At 43.7% G+C, this 15,011-nt stretch carries 16 protein-coding genes; 2 read left to right on the top strand and 14 right to left on the bottom strand.

What is annotated here, in order from left to right:
- The 7 genes from ACQKMP_RS11065 to ACQKMP_RS11035 all read right to left on the bottom strand — a co-directional run bounded on the left by ACQKMP_RS11065 (position 1) and on the right by ACQKMP_RS11035 (position 4,966).
- Positions 1-555, bottom strand: coding sequence for a ubiquinol-cytochrome c reductase iron-sulfur subunit (locus tag ACQKMP_RS11065; RefSeq protein ID WP_042190144.1), 555 nt, complete (start codon positions 553-555; stop codon positions 1-3).
- A gap of 239 nt (positions 556-794) precedes the next feature.
- A complete protein-coding gene (locus ACQKMP_RS11060) occupies positions 795-1,214 on the bottom strand; it encodes a DUF2487 family protein (protein ID WP_149646826.1) in 420 nt (139 codons plus the stop codon).
- Positions 1,215-1,418: 204 nt separating this feature from the next.
- Complete coding sequence (locus ACQKMP_RS11055; RefSeq protein WP_042129535.1) at positions 1,419-1,598, bottom strand: IDEAL domain-containing protein; 180 nt, start codon at positions 1,596-1,598, stop codon at positions 1,419-1,421.
- Positions 1,599-1,843: 245 nt separating this feature from the next.
- A complete protein-coding gene (locus ACQKMP_RS11050; RefSeq protein ID WP_339242698.1) occupies positions 1,844-2,926 on the bottom strand; it encodes a hypothetical protein in 1,083 nt (360 codons plus the stop codon).
- An 89-nt stretch (positions 2,927-3,015) separates the two neighbouring features.
- The gene (locus ACQKMP_RS11045; protein ID WP_042190151.1) at positions 3,016-3,603 is read right to left on the bottom strand and encodes a histidine phosphatase family protein; all 588 of its coding nucleotides are present in this window, start codon (positions 3,601-3,603) and stop codon (positions 3,016-3,018) included.
- Positions 3,604-3,782: 179 nt separating this feature from the next.
- Positions 3,783-4,373: an anti-sigma factor family protein gene (locus ACQKMP_RS11040; RefSeq protein ID WP_042190154.1), complete on the bottom strand. Its 591-nt coding sequence runs from the start codon at positions 4,371-4,373 to the stop codon at positions 3,783-3,785.
- A gap of 5 nt (positions 4,374-4,378) precedes the next feature.
- Entirely contained in the window at positions 4,379-4,966 is a 588-nt protein-coding gene (locus tag ACQKMP_RS11035) for an RNA polymerase sigma factor (protein ID WP_042190156.1), read from the bottom strand.
- An 809-nt stretch (positions 4,967-5,775) separates the two neighbouring features.
- Here ACQKMP_RS11035 and ACQKMP_RS11030 point away from each other — a divergent pair.
- Together ACQKMP_RS11030 and ACQKMP_RS11025 are read left to right on the top strand one after the other, a co-directional pair.
- On the top strand, positions 5,776-6,342 hold the full coding sequence (locus tag ACQKMP_RS11030; RefSeq protein ID WP_042190158.1) for a helix-turn-helix domain-containing protein: 567 nt from the start codon (positions 5,776-5,778) through the stop codon (positions 6,340-6,342).
- Positions 6,343-6,593: 251 nt separating this feature from the next.
- The gene (locus ACQKMP_RS11025) at positions 6,594-7,817 is read left to right on the top strand and encodes an MFS transporter (RefSeq protein ID WP_339242702.1); all 1,224 of its coding nucleotides are present in this window, start codon (positions 6,594-6,596) and stop codon (positions 7,815-7,817) included.
- Between the two features lie 337 nt (positions 7,818-8,154).
- Here ACQKMP_RS11025 and ACQKMP_RS11020 read toward each other — a convergent pair whose 3' ends face one another.
- The 7 genes from ACQKMP_RS11020 to trpD are packed head-to-tail and all read right to left on the bottom strand — an operon-like array spanning position 8,155 to position 15,001.
- Positions 8,155-9,249, bottom strand: a complete 1,095-nt coding sequence (locus ACQKMP_RS11020; RefSeq protein ID WP_339242704.1) for a prephenate dehydrogenase — start codon at positions 9,247-9,249, stop codon at positions 8,155-8,157.
- A gap of 47 nt (positions 9,250-9,296) precedes the next feature.
- Positions 9,297-10,394 carry a histidinol-phosphate transaminase gene (gene hisC / locus ACQKMP_RS11015; protein WP_076284569.1) on the bottom strand — a complete coding sequence of 366 codons (1,098 nt, stop codon included), beginning with the start codon at positions 10,392-10,394 and terminating at the stop codon, positions 9,297-9,299.
- 59 nt (positions 10,395-10,453) lie between these two features.
- Positions 10,454-11,278: a tryptophan synthase subunit alpha gene (trpA, locus tag ACQKMP_RS11010; RefSeq protein WP_042190168.1), complete on the bottom strand. Its 825-nt coding sequence runs from the start codon at positions 11,276-11,278 to the stop codon at positions 10,454-10,456.
- On the bottom strand, positions 11,275-12,474 hold the full coding sequence (trpB, locus tag ACQKMP_RS11005; protein WP_042190170.1) for a tryptophan synthase subunit beta: 1,200 nt from the start codon (positions 12,472-12,474) through the stop codon (positions 11,275-11,277). The genes trpA and trpB overlap by 4 nt, the downstream gene beginning before the upstream one ends.
- The gene (locus tag ACQKMP_RS11000) at positions 12,471-13,148 is read right to left on the bottom strand and encodes a phosphoribosylanthranilate isomerase (protein WP_339248630.1); all 678 of its coding nucleotides are present in this window, start codon (positions 13,146-13,148) and stop codon (positions 12,471-12,473) included. The genes trpB and ACQKMP_RS11000 overlap by 4 nt, the downstream gene beginning before the upstream one ends.
- Complete coding sequence (gene trpC / locus ACQKMP_RS10995) at positions 13,141-13,971, bottom strand: indole-3-glycerol phosphate synthase TrpC (RefSeq protein WP_042190172.1); 831 nt, start codon at positions 13,969-13,971, stop codon at positions 13,141-13,143. Before trpC ends, ACQKMP_RS11000 begins: the two co-directional genes overlap by 8 nt.
- Entirely contained in the window at positions 13,961-15,001 is a 1,041-nt protein-coding gene (gene trpD / locus ACQKMP_RS10990) for an anthranilate phosphoribosyltransferase (RefSeq protein WP_339242709.1), read from the bottom strand. Before trpD ends, trpC begins: the two co-directional genes overlap by 11 nt.
- Positions 15,002-15,011: the final 10 nt, after the last annotated feature.

Below are 15,011 nucleotides of genomic sequence, written 5' to 3'. Positions count from 1 at the left end.
CTACGCCTCCTCACTAGCTACTGTATTAGGCACAATATCACCCAAAAGAACCCACCCGTTATCAAATTTCGTTTTATACTGGTCAAGCGGTTTTGGAGCTACTTCGAGATTTTTGCCGAGTTTGGTATAACGCGCACCGTGGCAAGGACAGTGATACTCGTCCGGATGTGCCTTATCATTGTTCCATCCAACCGTACAACCTAAATGTTTACAAATGGGTGAAAGCGCATAAATATCACCCTTTGCGTCTTTACGGATCCACGCAGTCAGCGTCGCTGTGCTGTCGTACCATCCGTCTTTCTGTTTCAATTCAAACGTAAACTCTTGGGGCTCTTCGGTGATTTTGCTAATTTCAGCAACCTTTATAAAATCACCTGCGCCCTTCTTATGTAATATTGGGTCCACGACAAAACGGACCATTGGGAGAATTGTACCTGCCCCCATAAAAGCAGTAGCGCCACCTAGCGTGTAGGTCAAAAATTGCCTGCGCGACATCTCTTTACGGCTGGGTGGTTGTTCAGGCCAAATATCCTGTTGATCATTATGGCTGCTCATACTGTTATATAACCCCCTTCTCAAGATATAAGAAAGTATCTAAGGTGTCCGATCAGAGATGCCTTACTATAAATAATCCGTTTTCAAATCTTTTCAATGAAATACATCACATACCATTTCGATTCAACCTAATAATAGCTTAGGCACTAAAACCCGTCAAGAATATTGTCTAATTTGTGACAGGCCAAAAAGTGATTTCCACTTACAATTGTTGATTTTCTGTCACATTTAAAAGTGACTCACCGTCCCCACATCTTTTGAATTTTCATACCAATATCACTATTAATCTTACCTTCCAGAGAGCCCTCAATGATAGGCAGAGAGAGTACTAAATCGCTTTCAAAAATTTCTTGTTCCAGAAGTGCTATATCTGCTGTTAACACCACGGCATACTGGAAACCACTGGATTTGACTTTTCGGCAAACCTCATTAATTAGATCGACATATCCTTCCCCTCCATACTGAATCGCCGGGTAAGTTACAATCCGTCCCTTAAACGGTATTTCCACCAAATCCATAAAATCACGTAATCTTTCTAATGCTTGAACCGTCTCAGGGGGACTCTCGGACCCACTTAATCCTGTAAAAGGTATGAGACATGTATCATAGAACTTTCGATTTTCTTCCCACTGTTCAACTTCAAAATCACTGAATTTCATTAATGTCATCTCCCTATTTGCGATCCTTTTTCGCATCCACTTTTCACAAATTTGCCCGATGTTATAAATCCCATTATATTGAAAGAGGAAGACAAACGTCTAGATTTAGATTTTCCCCCGGCTTCCTTCACCTCTAATTGATACAGAAAGTGAGTTGAACAGGTACCTATTTAATAAAAAAAGAAATGCGCTAAGCGCATTTCTTTATGCCAAACTTTTAAGTTCTTCTGTAAGATTTCGAAAAGCCAATTTATCTCCTGTAGCCAGCGCCGTGTCAATCTCACGGTGCAAGATGTCGGAGCGACGCTTTCGCAGCGCTTCATCCCACACCATTTCTGCCGCAAGTCCTAGCATCACTTCGTACGTAGCCTTCATTTTGTCCATTCGATACACCTCCGCTGTTTAAGAGATCCTTATTGCTTTAATATTTTGATATCCATCAAGATGATTTTGTTTTCGGTTTCAAAAGTGACGGCACCTACTAAATCATATTCAACAATCCTGTCTACGTTCTACATATTTACCCATTCTGATCAATACTTCATCTAATGTTCCTATCAACAACCAAAGCGAAGTCCTCATCTACGTATGTAATCCCCATAAGCATTTGCTTGTATGCCTTCATACTACTATAGATGTTTAGGCACGGCTATCTCCATCCCCCACGGCGTCATCATCACAGTGAGACCAGCAGTAGTCTCCCCTAATTTAAGCATCCCAAGGTGCACCATCATCCGAATAATTCGTTGCTCCAAAATAGAGGCAGCATTGTCATAATAGAACGGTTTAATTAACCACCCAATACCATCCACTAATGAAGGTACGCTCACCCAATTCCCAGCACTAATGCTTACCCAATACACAAGTGAAGGCAGGTTTGGTACAGCCCCCTTATATAGTTTTAACCAAAAAGAGAATATCTGCATCAAAGAGTCACATTTTCCGTCGGCTAACACTGCCTCTCCAGTCGCCGTAAGCCTTAGCCGAAAACCTTCTTCAGTGATCCAGCGGCGATGACGAACATAATCATACAGGAGCGCTAATCTAGGCGGATAATGCTCACATGCCCTACCATAACCAAATCTCCAGCCGCCTTTGCTAAGAAGATCCTCCGGAATATGAAGTGCATTCATCACTCCTTGCTGATACCGCCTATACATTGCCCCTTCCTGATTAAGCTCTGGCTCATTTTCCTTGATATATCTCAGAAGCATAACCAGATCACTTAATAACAATTCTCCTTCATTTCGATACATGGCTGGTTCAGAGCTAACCGCAACCTTATCCTTGATATGTGCGCTCATCGTCTCACGAAAGCGCTCTTTCAAGTCTTTAGGCACTTGGAACAAGTATCTGGTTTGCTGGGAGGAACCGCTAAAGAGCCAGCCTCCGCTTTTGAAACGAGAAACCATTTCCCGGAAGCCCCCGGTCTTTCCTTCTTGAGCATCAAAAGAAGCCTGTCTAGCTACAGCCAACAAATCTTCCAGACTAAAGTAGCTGCGTTCATCAAAAAGTAATGTATTCAGAAACCGTAGATCCTCCGGAGCACATTCCCGGATATGAGACTCCATAAAACTTCTGCTTCCAAGCATAATCAAAATACTCTGGATCAAGTCATGTTTGGAATTCTGCTTGCATTCACACCGGTAGCGTCCCGCTATGGCGGTCAGCTGTCCAATATCTGCATAAGTGAGCATATCCGCCAGATTCATGTTTTATCGCCTCACCGTTTTACTACCATTATGGGAAATACAGCCCTTTTTATTCCCCTTTGCGCAAAAAAAATAACCCGATGCACGGGTTAACGCTGATTTTGCAGGATATGGCGAGTACAATTATATAGAATAGGGTTCCACTCCCGTTCTTTCTTCTCCAAAATTGTCAGGGATAAATTCCCAATTCGCTCAGAATACTTATCTTTGTAAAATGCAGTATACAGTTGAGCGAGGAATCCTCCATGAGATATGACTAGTATGTTCCGATTGGGATGCTGCGCAGAAATATCCTCCATAAAGGCAAGTGCACGTGCTTGAAGCTGTTCGTCAGTTTCTTGACCAAGTGAAAGCTGACTCCAATCTTTCCCCCACTTCTCTTCACGCTCAGCGGCAGTAAGCCCTTCTACTTGCCCGTAGGCACGTTCCCGGATCCGGTCATCAGGATCAAGCAACGGTACATTTAATTTATCAGCGATGATCTTGCCTGTCTCTGCTGCCCGGGAAAGGTTACTTGTAATGCAATAATCCCAGCGATACGGCTCTTGTAATAAGCGGTCAGCAAGCATAGCAGCTTGCATCCGTCCTTCATCATTAAGCGGAATATCACTTTGCCCCTGTATCTTTCCAATTGCGTTCCAGTCCGTCAATCCATGGCGTATCAAGCCGATTAGCATATTGCCTCCCCCTTTTCACCTAAGTATTTGTCTCTTAATGTAACATGGATGAAATAAAAAGTCTTCTTTTATGCGTATTAGAATACAAAAAAGCCCCTTATCTTTACATAAAGGGACTCCTACATCGTTCTTAACACTATTATATACTGCAATAGCTAAGTCATACATCAATAGACCCTTTATGATCTGCGATATCGATTCAGCCGGGTTAACGAAAACACTGCAAAACCCACGCCAAGCATGGATAACATCATCCAATATTGAGGATGAGTAGGTCCCATATTTACTACAAGCGGTTCAATAATCCCACCTTCAGAGCCTAAAATGGGATATGTAGAAGTCCATTCCATAGAGCCAGCAACGCCAGTCTCTACAATTCCACTTTGAGCCACAGTGATATCTGCAGGTGTTCTAAACATAGTAAAGTAAAGAACACTAGACAAAAATACCGCCAGGAAGCAAGCGATCCAGAGACTAAGCCTATGACGAACAATGGCAGATGTCCCTGCGGATTTCCCATCCCCTGGCATCAACCAAGGACTCTCTAGATAAATCCGCTCCATAACTTTAACATTTATAACTTCTGCACGCTCTTCACTAATCTCTTCTTTCAAATCATGCATAAGCTGGCTACTCTCTTGCCACAGAGACCATTCAGCCGCGCAGTAAGGACAAGTTTCAATATGTTGTTCGAGCAAAATCCGCCTAGGATGTGTGGGGGGAGCGTCCCACAAGAGCGGAATACATTCTTGCGCTTCCCTGCAATTCATTCGCCTTACACCCTCTCAACCTGCTCTTCAACTTCAGGCTCATTGAAATAGGATTCGAGTTGAAGCTTCACACTACTTCTGGCACGAAACAACAATGATTTCACGGAGCTTACACTCTGATCCAAAATTTCTGCAATTTCTTGATAATCCATCTGATCGTATTCACGCAGGATTAGCGCAGAGCGTTGTTTCTCCGGAAGATTATTAATTGCCTCACGAACCAAATTCATCCGTTCTTTACGCAATGCAGCCTGCTCAGGCGCTACTTCAAACGGTGCAACGGGAGTATATCCACTCTCTTCTAGGGATACATTTCCGGCACGATTCTTACGAAGCTCACTTAGCACGGTATTACGAGCAATAGTGTACAACCACGTTGAAAAGGAAGCATCTACCTCTCGAAAGGAATGCAAGCTACGGAATGCCTTGTAGAAAGTCTCCGAACAAAGGTCCTCTGCAATTAGCTCCATTTGTGAGTTTCTAAGCATATGATATACAAATGCCAATATTTTTCGTTGATAACGACGCATTAATTCTGAATATAATTCTGTGTTGCCTTGTTTAATTTCCTGGATCAACTGGGAATCCGTCATGGTGAGATTGGCCCTCCTCGCCCTTGCACGTCTTTTCCCGTCCGGTCCGTACTTATTATACCGGTTTGGGCTTTAAAAGTTGCGCTGGTTTACTACAACTTTTTAGTTTATTACAAGAAGAAACGATATTGTCGACCTTTTATGTAAGACAAACGTTCCTTGTGGGAATTTAAGGGGAAATATATGACGTGCAACTTATCCGTTCTTCAATTTTGAAATACACCTATGTATATTCAAACACCCAATAATTAAGGCATGATGATTGTGATGAATATAAAAAGAAAAATGGCATATTTCTATGAGCATATAAATTTTATAACGAATCTAGAAATATACCAGATCTATTGTATCACAGATTCTCATAGGATGACATTAATAGACTTCAGAGCAGTAATCTCGTCAGCATGACCTGACAACAGATTATAAACGAACATGAAGTTCAACCATAAGACTTTGATCACTGTAATGTGACTTTAATCTCTTTTTAATAAACTGTTGACAAAATGTAAACGTATACATATAATAAAAGTACAGTATGGTTTCTCTCCACTCCTATCCAAATACTACACGGTTCCAATTTATTGTGAACTGTAGCCGCTTACTTTGTAAGCGGTCTTTTTTTGTCCTGTAAGCGCTGTACCTTTTGTTAGATGATCTATAATAGGTTATTTTACTATAGCGAGCGAATTAGCTTCTACAAATCCCCACAGTCATCTATTACCCCGTTTGCGTCCACTTGAAGAGGTATGGAAAAGAGTCAAGATAAACAATATACTAGCTATAAAGATATTTGTTGAGGTGAATATGAAATGAATGAAATCGATGAATCAAAACAACTTGTACTTCAAATCGGCGGTGCCTTGAAAAAGTACAGAAAAGAAAAAAACATGAACTTAGATGACTTAGCGGAATTAACAGGTGTAAGTAAACTTACTCTGGGGAATATCGAACGCGGCGAGACAAATCCAACTTTGGCGATTATATGGAAAATTTCAAAAGGCCTATCTTTACCCCTACTAGCTTTGTTCAAATCTGAAGACCCTGTTAGTTTGTATCGAGCAGGCGAAGGTCTTCGGTTTTCTAATGATCAAAAGAATTGGATCATTGAACCCGTCTTTAAAAACGTAAGCAACGATATTGAAATGTGTCGAGCTTACTTACAGCCAAATAGTTCGTATCACCCTGAAGGTCATCATGTGAATACAACTGAAATTGCGACAGTAATGACTGGTTCCATTGAAATTCAAGTCAATGGTGAGATGTACACATTGAATCAATATGATACGATCAGTTTTCGTGCAGATCGCCCTCACTCTTATACCAATCATACGAATAGCGAAACAGTGCTCCATATCTCCTTAAAATATGGTTTCTAAAAGCCGAAAATTTCACTTATAAAATGCAACTCAGTATTCCATTATATATGGGAACTCAGAGTTGTATTTTTTTTAACTAATATAAAGCACTTCAAGTGATAGGACAGTCTTTATAAAGTTAACTATAAAATACTTATTGTTAATTTTAATATATTATAATATACTTTTATTGTCCGCGCGGATGTTATTTCATAGTTTTTCAATCAGCAGAAAACCAAAAGTACACATAATTCTGGAAGGTGAAATGAAGAATGCCGAACAAGAAAATCTTACCATCATCTCTAGGGCTGCTAATACTCGGCATTATTATTATTGCCGCAAATTTACGTGCTCCCTTAACCTCGGTCGGTCCTTTAGTGGGTCTCATAAGGGAAGACGTTCATATCTCCAATACTTTAGCAGGCCTGATAACAACGGTACCGTTACTTACCTTTGCTTTATTATCGCCTCTAGTACCAAAACTAGGACGCAGGTATGGAGTAGAACTTTTAATTTTGTTTGCCCTGATCTTTTTGACTGTTGGTATTGTAATACGTTCTTTAGCTGGCGCTGCAAATCTGTATATTGGAACTGCAATTCTTGGATTTGCAATTGCCGTTTGTAATGTATTAATGCCAAGTTTAATTAAACGTGATTTCCCTAATAAAATAGGTGCCATGACTGGTATCTTTGGAATTTCAATGAGTTTATCTGGAGCGATCGCATCGGGAATTAGTGTACCGCTAGCCGCAAACGTAGGTTTAAAATGGCAGGGAGCGTTGGGAATATGGGGGATCTTAAGCTTTGTATCGATCCTCTGCTGGTTGCCTCAATTAAGGAAGCATACGAAGCGAACAACCTCGACGAGTCAACAGATGGCCTGCAATGATGTAAATGTTTGGCGTTCCCCTCTCGCCTGGCAAGTAACCTTGTTTATGGGTATGCAGTCCATGATTTTCTATGTGCTGATCGCATGGTTGCCTGAAATTTTAAAGCAGCAAGGCATTGACTCAAGCCAATCAGGATGGTACCTCTCAATAATGCAGTTAGCGCTGCTTCCATTTACCTTTATTGTCCCCGTTATTGCTGGGCGAATGTCAAGTCAACGTTCGTTAGTGGTCATCACAACCATTTTGCTTTTGACGGGAACGCTCGGACTGCTTTACGGAAGCTCCAATATCATTCTGTTGTGGATCATCATACTCGGAATTGGTGGAGGCTGCGCCTTTAGCTTATCCATGATGTTTTTCGGTTTACGTACTAAAAATGCGCATCAAGCGGCGGAACTGTCTGGTATGGCGCAATCGATCGGATATCTGCTTGCCGCAATCGGTCCTGCCCTTATAGGATATCTGCATGATGCGACAAATAGTTGGAACCTGCCACTTTTCATTCTGCTTGGAGCTTCGGCCTTTCTCTTTTTAGTTGGTATAGGAGCAGCAAGAAATCGTTTTGTAGATAGCCAAAATAGTTACGGCGAAATAAACTCAAGTTAATTTGGTTAATGTCAGCCAGGAATTTATAATGAATGGCATGACTTATGTACCTGAGAATTTCTTGGAAGAAATACTGATCGAAATGGAGAAAGCGAGTTCGGGAACAGTTACAAAAAGCCAAATCTAAATTAGAGCGAAAAACACCCAATATAAGCCCTCCAAATGAAATAGCGTCAGTGGAGTCCGAAAGACTACTTCAAAGGTGGTACTGACGGCGGCATGTGGAAGCTAGCAACCAACAAGCCAGAATAACAAAACAGCGATTCTCTAATAACATGAGAATCGCTGTTTTTACTATTTATTACGATTTGAAAATGACCCTGAGCGAACCTTAATACTACACATATACGGTATAATCGTGCTCCTGCAGGAGCACTTTCGCTCGTTCCATATCGTTCTCCTGACGAAAAGATAGGCGCATAATACCCGGCACATCTTCACGACTCTCGATGATTTGTACGTTGCTAAGGTTAATGCCTTGGTCCCCCAGCTCAGTAGCGATGCGACCGATAATCCCCGGATGATCCGGTACATCAATATGTAGGTCAAATAAAGGTGCGATCATGCCTTTACGCCGTTCAGGCAACTGACTGCGGAAGCCATTCGCTTCTTCGAAGGCCTCTTCAATCCCTACGCCATCTTCTCTTTCCAGTAGACGAACAAAAGAAGAAACTTCCTCGTTCCAATCCTTCAATAAACGAAGCATTACGGAACGATTGTTCAGCAAAATGTCTCGCCAAATTATAGGATCACTGGACGCAATCCGAGTGATATCCCGAAAGCCCCCTGCAGCTAGCGTGCTATATAAGGAGTCTGTATCGTCATAGGCACGAATCTGATTTACCAAAGCAACAGCAATAATATGCGGTAGATGACTAATGGCACCTACAATCTCATCATGGCGTTCTGGATCAAGGCGTACTATCTGTGCTCTTGTGTGGTGTAGTAGAGACTCCAGTGCATGATAAGCCTCATCTGGCACTCCTGGAGGAGGCGTCAACACATAATAGGCATTCTCAAATAGCAGTGATGAAGCTGCCTCAACACCTGAGCGCTCTGATCCTGCCATTGGGTGTCCGCCGATAAAATGTACTCCAGGAATATCTAAGGAGACCGCACATGCGGCAATACTAGCTTTCGTGCTTCCTACATCTGTAATAATGCAGCCGGGTTTTAGAGGCAATTTACTTAATTGCTGCAGATAATCCTCTAACATCCCTACCGGTACACATAAAAAAATGAAATCAGCATCAAGTGCCGCTTCTTCAACAGAAAGCGTGGCTTGATCAACCACACCTCTGCTTATATATTTACTCGCGGATTCAGGACGGTGGGCATGTCCTACGACGGTCAGGCCCTCCTTGCCTTTAAAGCAAAGGGCCAGTGAGCCTCCGATCAGACCGACACCGAATATAGCTATTTTTGTCGTCATGTTCTTTGAACTACCTGCCTTTTTTAGTCTAGTCTTGCTGTTTATTACTAAGCCCGCACACCAGACTCTATAAGCGTTTGTTCCAGCGCAGTTATAAACGCTGTGTTCTGTTCAGCAGAGCCCACAGTAACACGAATATAAGTAGGGTAAACTTGATGACCCGCTCTTACTATGATTCCTTTACGCATCAAAGCATCGAAAACCTCGGTTGCAGGTTTACGAACATCTACCATAATGAAGTTCCCGTGTGCAGGGAAGGATTCAAGGCCCAGACGTTTGAATTCACCTTGTAATTGGACAATACCCGCGCTATTAAGACGACGGCATTCCTCCACGTATTCTTGGTCATTCAAGGCAGCAAGAGCCGCGGCTTGCGCAAGACGAGTGGTATTGAAAGGCTCGCGTACCTTGTTGATCAATGAAATAATCTCAGGACTAGCAACGCCATAACCAATACGCAATGCGGCTAAGCCATAAATTTTGGAGAATGTGCGAAGCACAACCAAATTCGTATAACGATTTAATAATTGGATACCGTTGGAGTAAGAAAGATCTGTTACGTACTCACAGTAAGCTTCATCAAGAACAACCATTACATTGGAAGGAACAGCATCAAGGAAAGAAACCAAGGCTTCCTCTGGTACAATCGTTCCTGTTGGGTTATTCGGATTACAAATCCAGATAACCTTCGTACGGTCCGTAATACGGGCCAGCATCCCATCCAGATCATGTGTACCATTTACAAGTGGTACCTCGATGGACACAGCGCCTTCGATATCTGCGTTACTCTTATACACAGAGAAGGTCTGGTCAGCCATGATTGTCTCATCACCTGGCAAGAAGAAAGCACGAGCAATAAGAGCAATAATCTCATCAGAACCACAGCCAAAAATAATATTATCGCTGTTCACACCAAGACGGTTGGCAAGTGCTGCCGTCAACTCAACGGCCGATCCGTCTGGATATAGATAAAGATTCTCAAGCTCTGCTAGAATAGCTTCTTTAGCACTCGGGGAAGCTCCATACGGGTTCTCATTGGATGCAAGCTTAATAACCTCACTTAAGCCAAGCTCCTTCTTAACTTCGTCTATAGGTTTCCCTGGTTTGTAGACAGGGAGATTAACTATATTCGGTTTTGGATTCATGAATAGTCCTCGCTCTCCATAGTTGATTACTCCACTATACACAGGTCAAAATGACACTGTTATGGTCTTTTTAATTGTGCCACAAATTCTCGAATTTGCAACAGCCCCTCATTCCGTGTAGCGGGATTATCGAGCAGCGGAATGACCTCTTCTATTTTACGAACAATCGCACTACCTACTACCACGCCATCGCAAATCTGAGCAAAGCGGGCAACCTGTTCGCCAGTTGAGATCCCAAATCCTACAGCCACCGGCAGATCCGTAGCTTGACGCACGGAATCAATAAACGCCTCTACATCAGCATGGAAAGTGGATCGTTCCCCTGTCACACCTAACGAGGATACACAATAGATAAACCCACTCGCACCTGAGACAATCTTCGCAATACGTTCACTTGAGGTCGGTGCAACTAGTGGAATGAGATTAACGCCAACTTCACTACTGCGGCGGCGCATCTCCTCTGATTCCTCGACAGGAAGATCTGGAATAATAAGACCACTAATCTCATGAGCATTCAGTTCTGCGAAAAATGTATCCAACCCCATTTGCAGGATAGGATTGTAATAGGAAAACAAAATAAAGGGCAGGCTGCTTCCGGCTTGACGAGCTTTTAACGCGGTCTCCATACAGGTACGCAGGTGAACCTCCCCCCGCAGAGCTCGTGCAGACGCTCGCTGAATGACAGGGCCATCTGCTAGCGGATCAGAGTAAGGTACTCCTAGCTCCAAAATGTCTGCACCTGCCGCCTCCAGTTCTGCGATGATGGCAAGCGTAGTCTCCAGATCAGGGTCTCCAACCGTCAGAAAAGGAATTAATGCCGTCCGTTCTTCAGCTTTAAGCTTCCGGAATACCAAATCCATCCGGTTTGTAGTTTCGGTTGTCATTCGTTTCCCTTCCCTTCTGTGTACGCCATGATCGATTCCACATCTTTGTCTCCCCGGCCTGACAGGCAGATAACAACAATATCATCCTTGGTAAGGGTTGGACCCATCTTCACTACATGGGCTATCGCATGTGCTGACTCCAAAGCTGGAATAATGCCTTCCGTTACACATAGCAGCTTCAGTGCATCAAGCGCCTCTGCATCCGTAATCGGAACATATTTTGCGCGTTCGATATCTTTTAAATAAGAGTGTTCAGGACCTACGCCTGGATAATCCAGACCTGCGGAGATGGAATGAGCCTCTGTTACTTGACCATGTTCATCCTGCAGAAGGTAACTCATCGAACCCTGGAATACGCCATGAGTCCCCTTACTCATCGTCGCCGCATGAAATGGTGTGTCAATTCCCTTGCCTGCTGCCTCAACACCAATCATACCGACACCTTTATCCTCTACGAATGGATAGAACATGCCGATAGCATTACTACCGCCGCCTACTGCAGCAACAAGCACATCCGGCAGTCTTCCTTCAGCCTCCAGAATCTGGCGCCGCGTTTCATCACCAATAACCCGCTGAAAGTTACGAACCATCATCGGATAAGGATGTGGGCCTACGGCAGAACCGAGAATGTAAAAAGTATCTTCCACATTGCTAACCCAGTAGCGAAGCGCTTCGTTGCCGGCATCTTTTAAGGTACGCGATCCGGACGTAACGGGAATTACCTCAGCACCAAGCAGCTTCATACGGAATACATTGAGTGCCTGGCGACGAGTATCCTCTTCCCCCATAAATACCTTACATTCCATACCAAGAAGGGCTGCAACCGTAGCAGTAGCTACACCATGCTGACCAGCTCCAGTCTCAGCGATCACCTTGGTTTTACCCATCATTTTAGCCAGAATGCCCTGACCAATCGCATTGTTAATCTTATGAGCGCCCGTATGATTCAAATCTTCACGCTTCAAATATATTTTTGCTTCTCCCAGATGTTTACTTAGACGTTCCGCATAATACAGTGGGGTCTCCCGTCCGGAATATTGCTTTAATAGATAATCTATTTCTTCTTGAAAAGCAGGGTCTGCCGAATACTTCTCATAGGCTTCCTCCAGCTCAATCAATGCAGTCATCAAAGTTTCGGGCACGAAGCGCCCTCCGAATGAACCGAAACGTCCATGCTGGTCCGGTACTTGTGTCATGATTGCTTCACCCTTTCCACAAAAGCTGTCATTTTAATAATATCTTTAACGCCTTCACTCTCTACTCCACTAGATACGTCTACTCCGTACGGAGCATAAGTATCTAGCAACTCTCCTACGTTATTAGGATGAAGTCCGCCAGCCACAAATAACGGCAAACCATTTCGTAGCGCGATTTCCTGATAATCAGGCAACCTCTCCCAAGCGAACGTGCGCCCAGAGCCGCCGCTCTGCTGAGGATCATAAGTATCTAACAATACAGCATCAACGAAGCCTGCGTATTGTTCCAATGTATATTTGTTATCCGCGTCATCACGCTCTTTATCAGCAACAGACAATGCCTTCCACACCTGAACTTGTGGGAAAGCTTGCTGAACCTTTTGACAAAAGGCTGGACTTTCCTGCCCATGTAGCTGAATGACATCTAGTGACACAACGGAAAGCAGTTCGCTCAGCTCATCCAGCTCTGGATTAACAAAAACCCCAGCAGCTTTAGGTTTTTCACTAGTCTTCCATTGCGGAAGTTCAGCAATCAGTTCGGAAGCACGCTCCAGAGTAACCCTGCGACGACTAGGAGCGAATACAAATCCAATATAATCTAGTGGTAAGTGTAACATAGATTTTAGCACTTCAACGTCCTGAAGTCCACAGATTTTTACCAATGTCTCAGCCATGCCGGACACGGTCCTTTCCATTTGGAAGCATTCCTAGCAATCCATTTACCGCTTCTTCTACATTTGCCTGACGCATTAGATATTCCCCTACGAGGACCCCGTGAGCGCCAGTCGTTCTTAAGTAGTCAATATCACTTGGCCCTGCAATTCCGCTTTCACTGATCACAGGTACCCCTTGAGGTACTAGTGCTGCCAGCTCTGCCGTTGTCTCTAAGGACGTCTCAAAGGTACGCAGATTACGATTATTAATACCCAGCAGAATATTAGGATGTGTTATCTTGTCTGTACTTAATACCACTGCAAGCTCATTCCGATCATGAACTTCGATTAATACATCCATTCCAAGTCCAGTAGCTATTTCTATAAAATGAGACAGTTTATCCGGTGTCAAAATAGCAACGATTAACAACACCGCATCTGCTCCAAGAATACGCGCTTCATAAATTTGTTTCTCATCGATAATAAAATCTTTGCGTAGCAGCGGCAGATTTACAGCTTCCTTCACTTGCTGCAAGTAAGCAGCGCTTCCCTGAAAATAATCCGTATCCGTCAAAACAGATAAACAATCAGCACCGCCCGCTTCATAACCTTTTGCAATGGAAACAGGATCGAAATCCTCACGAATCAGCCCTTTTGAAGGGGATGCCTTCTTTACCTCCGCAATCAAACCTATATCCCTGTTCTTCCCCTGGGTCAGAGCCTTACGAAAGCCTCTAGTCTGAGGGAGTGCTGCTATATCACGTTCAGCTTGGGCTAGAGAAAAGCTATTACTGAGCGCCTCCACCTCTTTGATCTTTGTAGCGACAATTTTATCAAGATACATAATTAAGCTCCTCCGTCATCACAACAAGCTGTTTCAGCTTGGATAATGCCTTACCCGAATCCACTACTTCTTTAGCTTTCTCGACGCCTCCGGCCATGGTATCTGCCAGACCCGCAACATATATACATGCTCCTGCATTAGCTAACACGATATCTCGGTAGGGATTGATCTCACCTTGGAGCACAGAGGTAATAATTGCTGCGTTCTCTGCTGCGTCTCCACCCAAAACAGCTTCAAGTGGATGTCTGTTAAGACCTAATCCCTCCGGAGTAATTTCATAAGTTGTCACTACACCCTCTTTTAGTTCAGACACTAATGTAGAGGCTGAGATGCTAATCTCGTCTAGACCATCCGAACTGCTTACAACCATTGCGCGCTTGGAACCTAGCTCCTTCAGTACATTAGCCACCGTCTCCGTCTTATTTCGGTCATAAATCCCTAGGAGCTGACGGTCAGCTCCAGCGGGATTCGTAAGAGGACCCAACATATTGAAGATCGTACGTACACCAAGCTCCTTGCGAGGAGCTGCTGCATGCCGCATCGAAGGATGATAAATTTGTGCGAATAAAAAGCAAATGCCGATACGATCCAGACATTCTCGGGCTTGGTCTGCATTCAGATGAATGTTTACGCCAAGGGCTTCAAGTACATCCGCACTTCCCGCTCTGCCTGAAGCAGAGCGATTTCCATGCTTGGCAACTCTTACAGAAGCCGCTGATGAAATAATTGCTGAGGCGGTTGAAATATTAAATTTATGGATGCCGGAACCGCCCGTACCACAAGTATCTAACAAGCGTGCGCGATCAGTCAGTACGGATGTGCCGAACCCTCTCATAGCTTCTGCAAAACCCGTAATCTCCTCCACGGTTTCTCCTTTAATTCGTAAAGCGGTCAGCAGTGAACCGATTTGCGCTTGTGAAGCATCTCCTAGCATTATAGCACCCATTATATCCCGTGCTTCTGTACGTGTCAGATTCTTGCCTTCGATTAGTCCGGCGATTCCTGTTTGAATTAATTTCGTTGCATCCATAATGTTCTTC

Source organism: Paenibacillus sp. NPDC101420 (assembly GCF_050277435.1).
Lineage (GTDB): Bacteria > Bacillota > Bacilli > Paenibacillales > Paenibacillaceae > Paenibacillus_AQ.
Note: the sequence above shows the minus strand (reverse complement) of the source record. Positions and strands in the feature narration are given on the sequence as shown.

Excerpts from the sequence above, each read along its gene's own strand:
- ACQKMP_RS11065 (WP_042190144.1), bottom strand. The coding sequence starts at position 555 with ATGAGCAGCCATAATGATCAACAGGATATTTGGCCTGAACAACCACCC.
- ACQKMP_RS11060 (WP_149646826.1), bottom strand. The coding sequence starts at position 1,214 with ATGAAATTCAGTGATTTTGAAGTTGAACAGTGGGAAGAAAATCGAAAG.
- ACQKMP_RS11055 (WP_042129535.1), bottom strand. The coding sequence starts at position 1,598 with ATGGACAAAATGAAGGCTACGTACGAAGTGATGCTAGGACTTGCGGCA.
- ACQKMP_RS11050 (WP_339242698.1), bottom strand. The coding sequence starts at position 2,926 with ATGAATCTGGCGGATATGCTCACTTATGCAGATATTGGACAGCTGACC.
- ACQKMP_RS11045 (WP_042190151.1), bottom strand. The coding sequence starts at position 3,603 with ATGCTAATCGGCTTGATACGCCATGGATTGACGGACTGGAACGCAATT.
- ACQKMP_RS11040 (WP_042190154.1), bottom strand. The coding sequence starts at position 4,373 with ATGAATTGCAGGGAAGCGCAAGAATGTATTCCGCTCTTGTGGGACGCT.
- ACQKMP_RS11035 (WP_042190156.1), bottom strand. The coding sequence starts at position 4,966 with ATGACGGATTCCCAGTTGATCCAGGAAATTAAACAAGGCAACACAGAA.
- ACQKMP_RS11030 (WP_042190158.1), top strand. The coding sequence starts at position 5,776 with ATGAATGAAATCGATGAATCAAAACAACTTGTACTTCAAATCGGCGGT.
- ACQKMP_RS11025 (WP_339242702.1), top strand. The coding sequence starts at position 6,594 with ATGCCGAACAAGAAAATCTTACCATCATCTCTAGGGCTGCTAATACTC.
- ACQKMP_RS11020 (WP_339242704.1), bottom strand. The coding sequence starts at position 9,249 with ATGACGACAAAAATAGCTATATTCGGTGTCGGTCTGATCGGAGGCTCA.
- hisC (WP_076284569.1), bottom strand. The coding sequence starts at position 10,394 with ATGAATCCAAAACCGAATATAGTTAATCTCCCTGTCTACAAACCAGGG.
- trpA (WP_042190168.1), bottom strand. The coding sequence starts at position 11,278 with ATGACAACCGAAACTACAAACCGGATGGATTTGGTATTCCGGAAGCTT.
- trpB (WP_042190170.1), bottom strand. The coding sequence starts at position 12,474 with ATGACACAAGTACCGGACCAGCATGGACGTTTCGGTTCATTCGGAGGG.
- ACQKMP_RS11000 (WP_339248630.1), bottom strand. The coding sequence starts at position 13,148 with ATGGCTGAGACATTGGTAAAAATCTGTGGACTTCAGGACGTTGAAGTG.
- trpC (WP_042190172.1), bottom strand. The coding sequence starts at position 13,971 with ATGTATCTTGATAAAATTGTCGCTACAAAGATCAAAGAGGTGGAGGCG.
- trpD (WP_339242709.1), bottom strand. The coding sequence starts at position 15,001 with ATGGATGCAACGAAATTAATTCAAACAGGAATCGCCGGACTAATCGAA.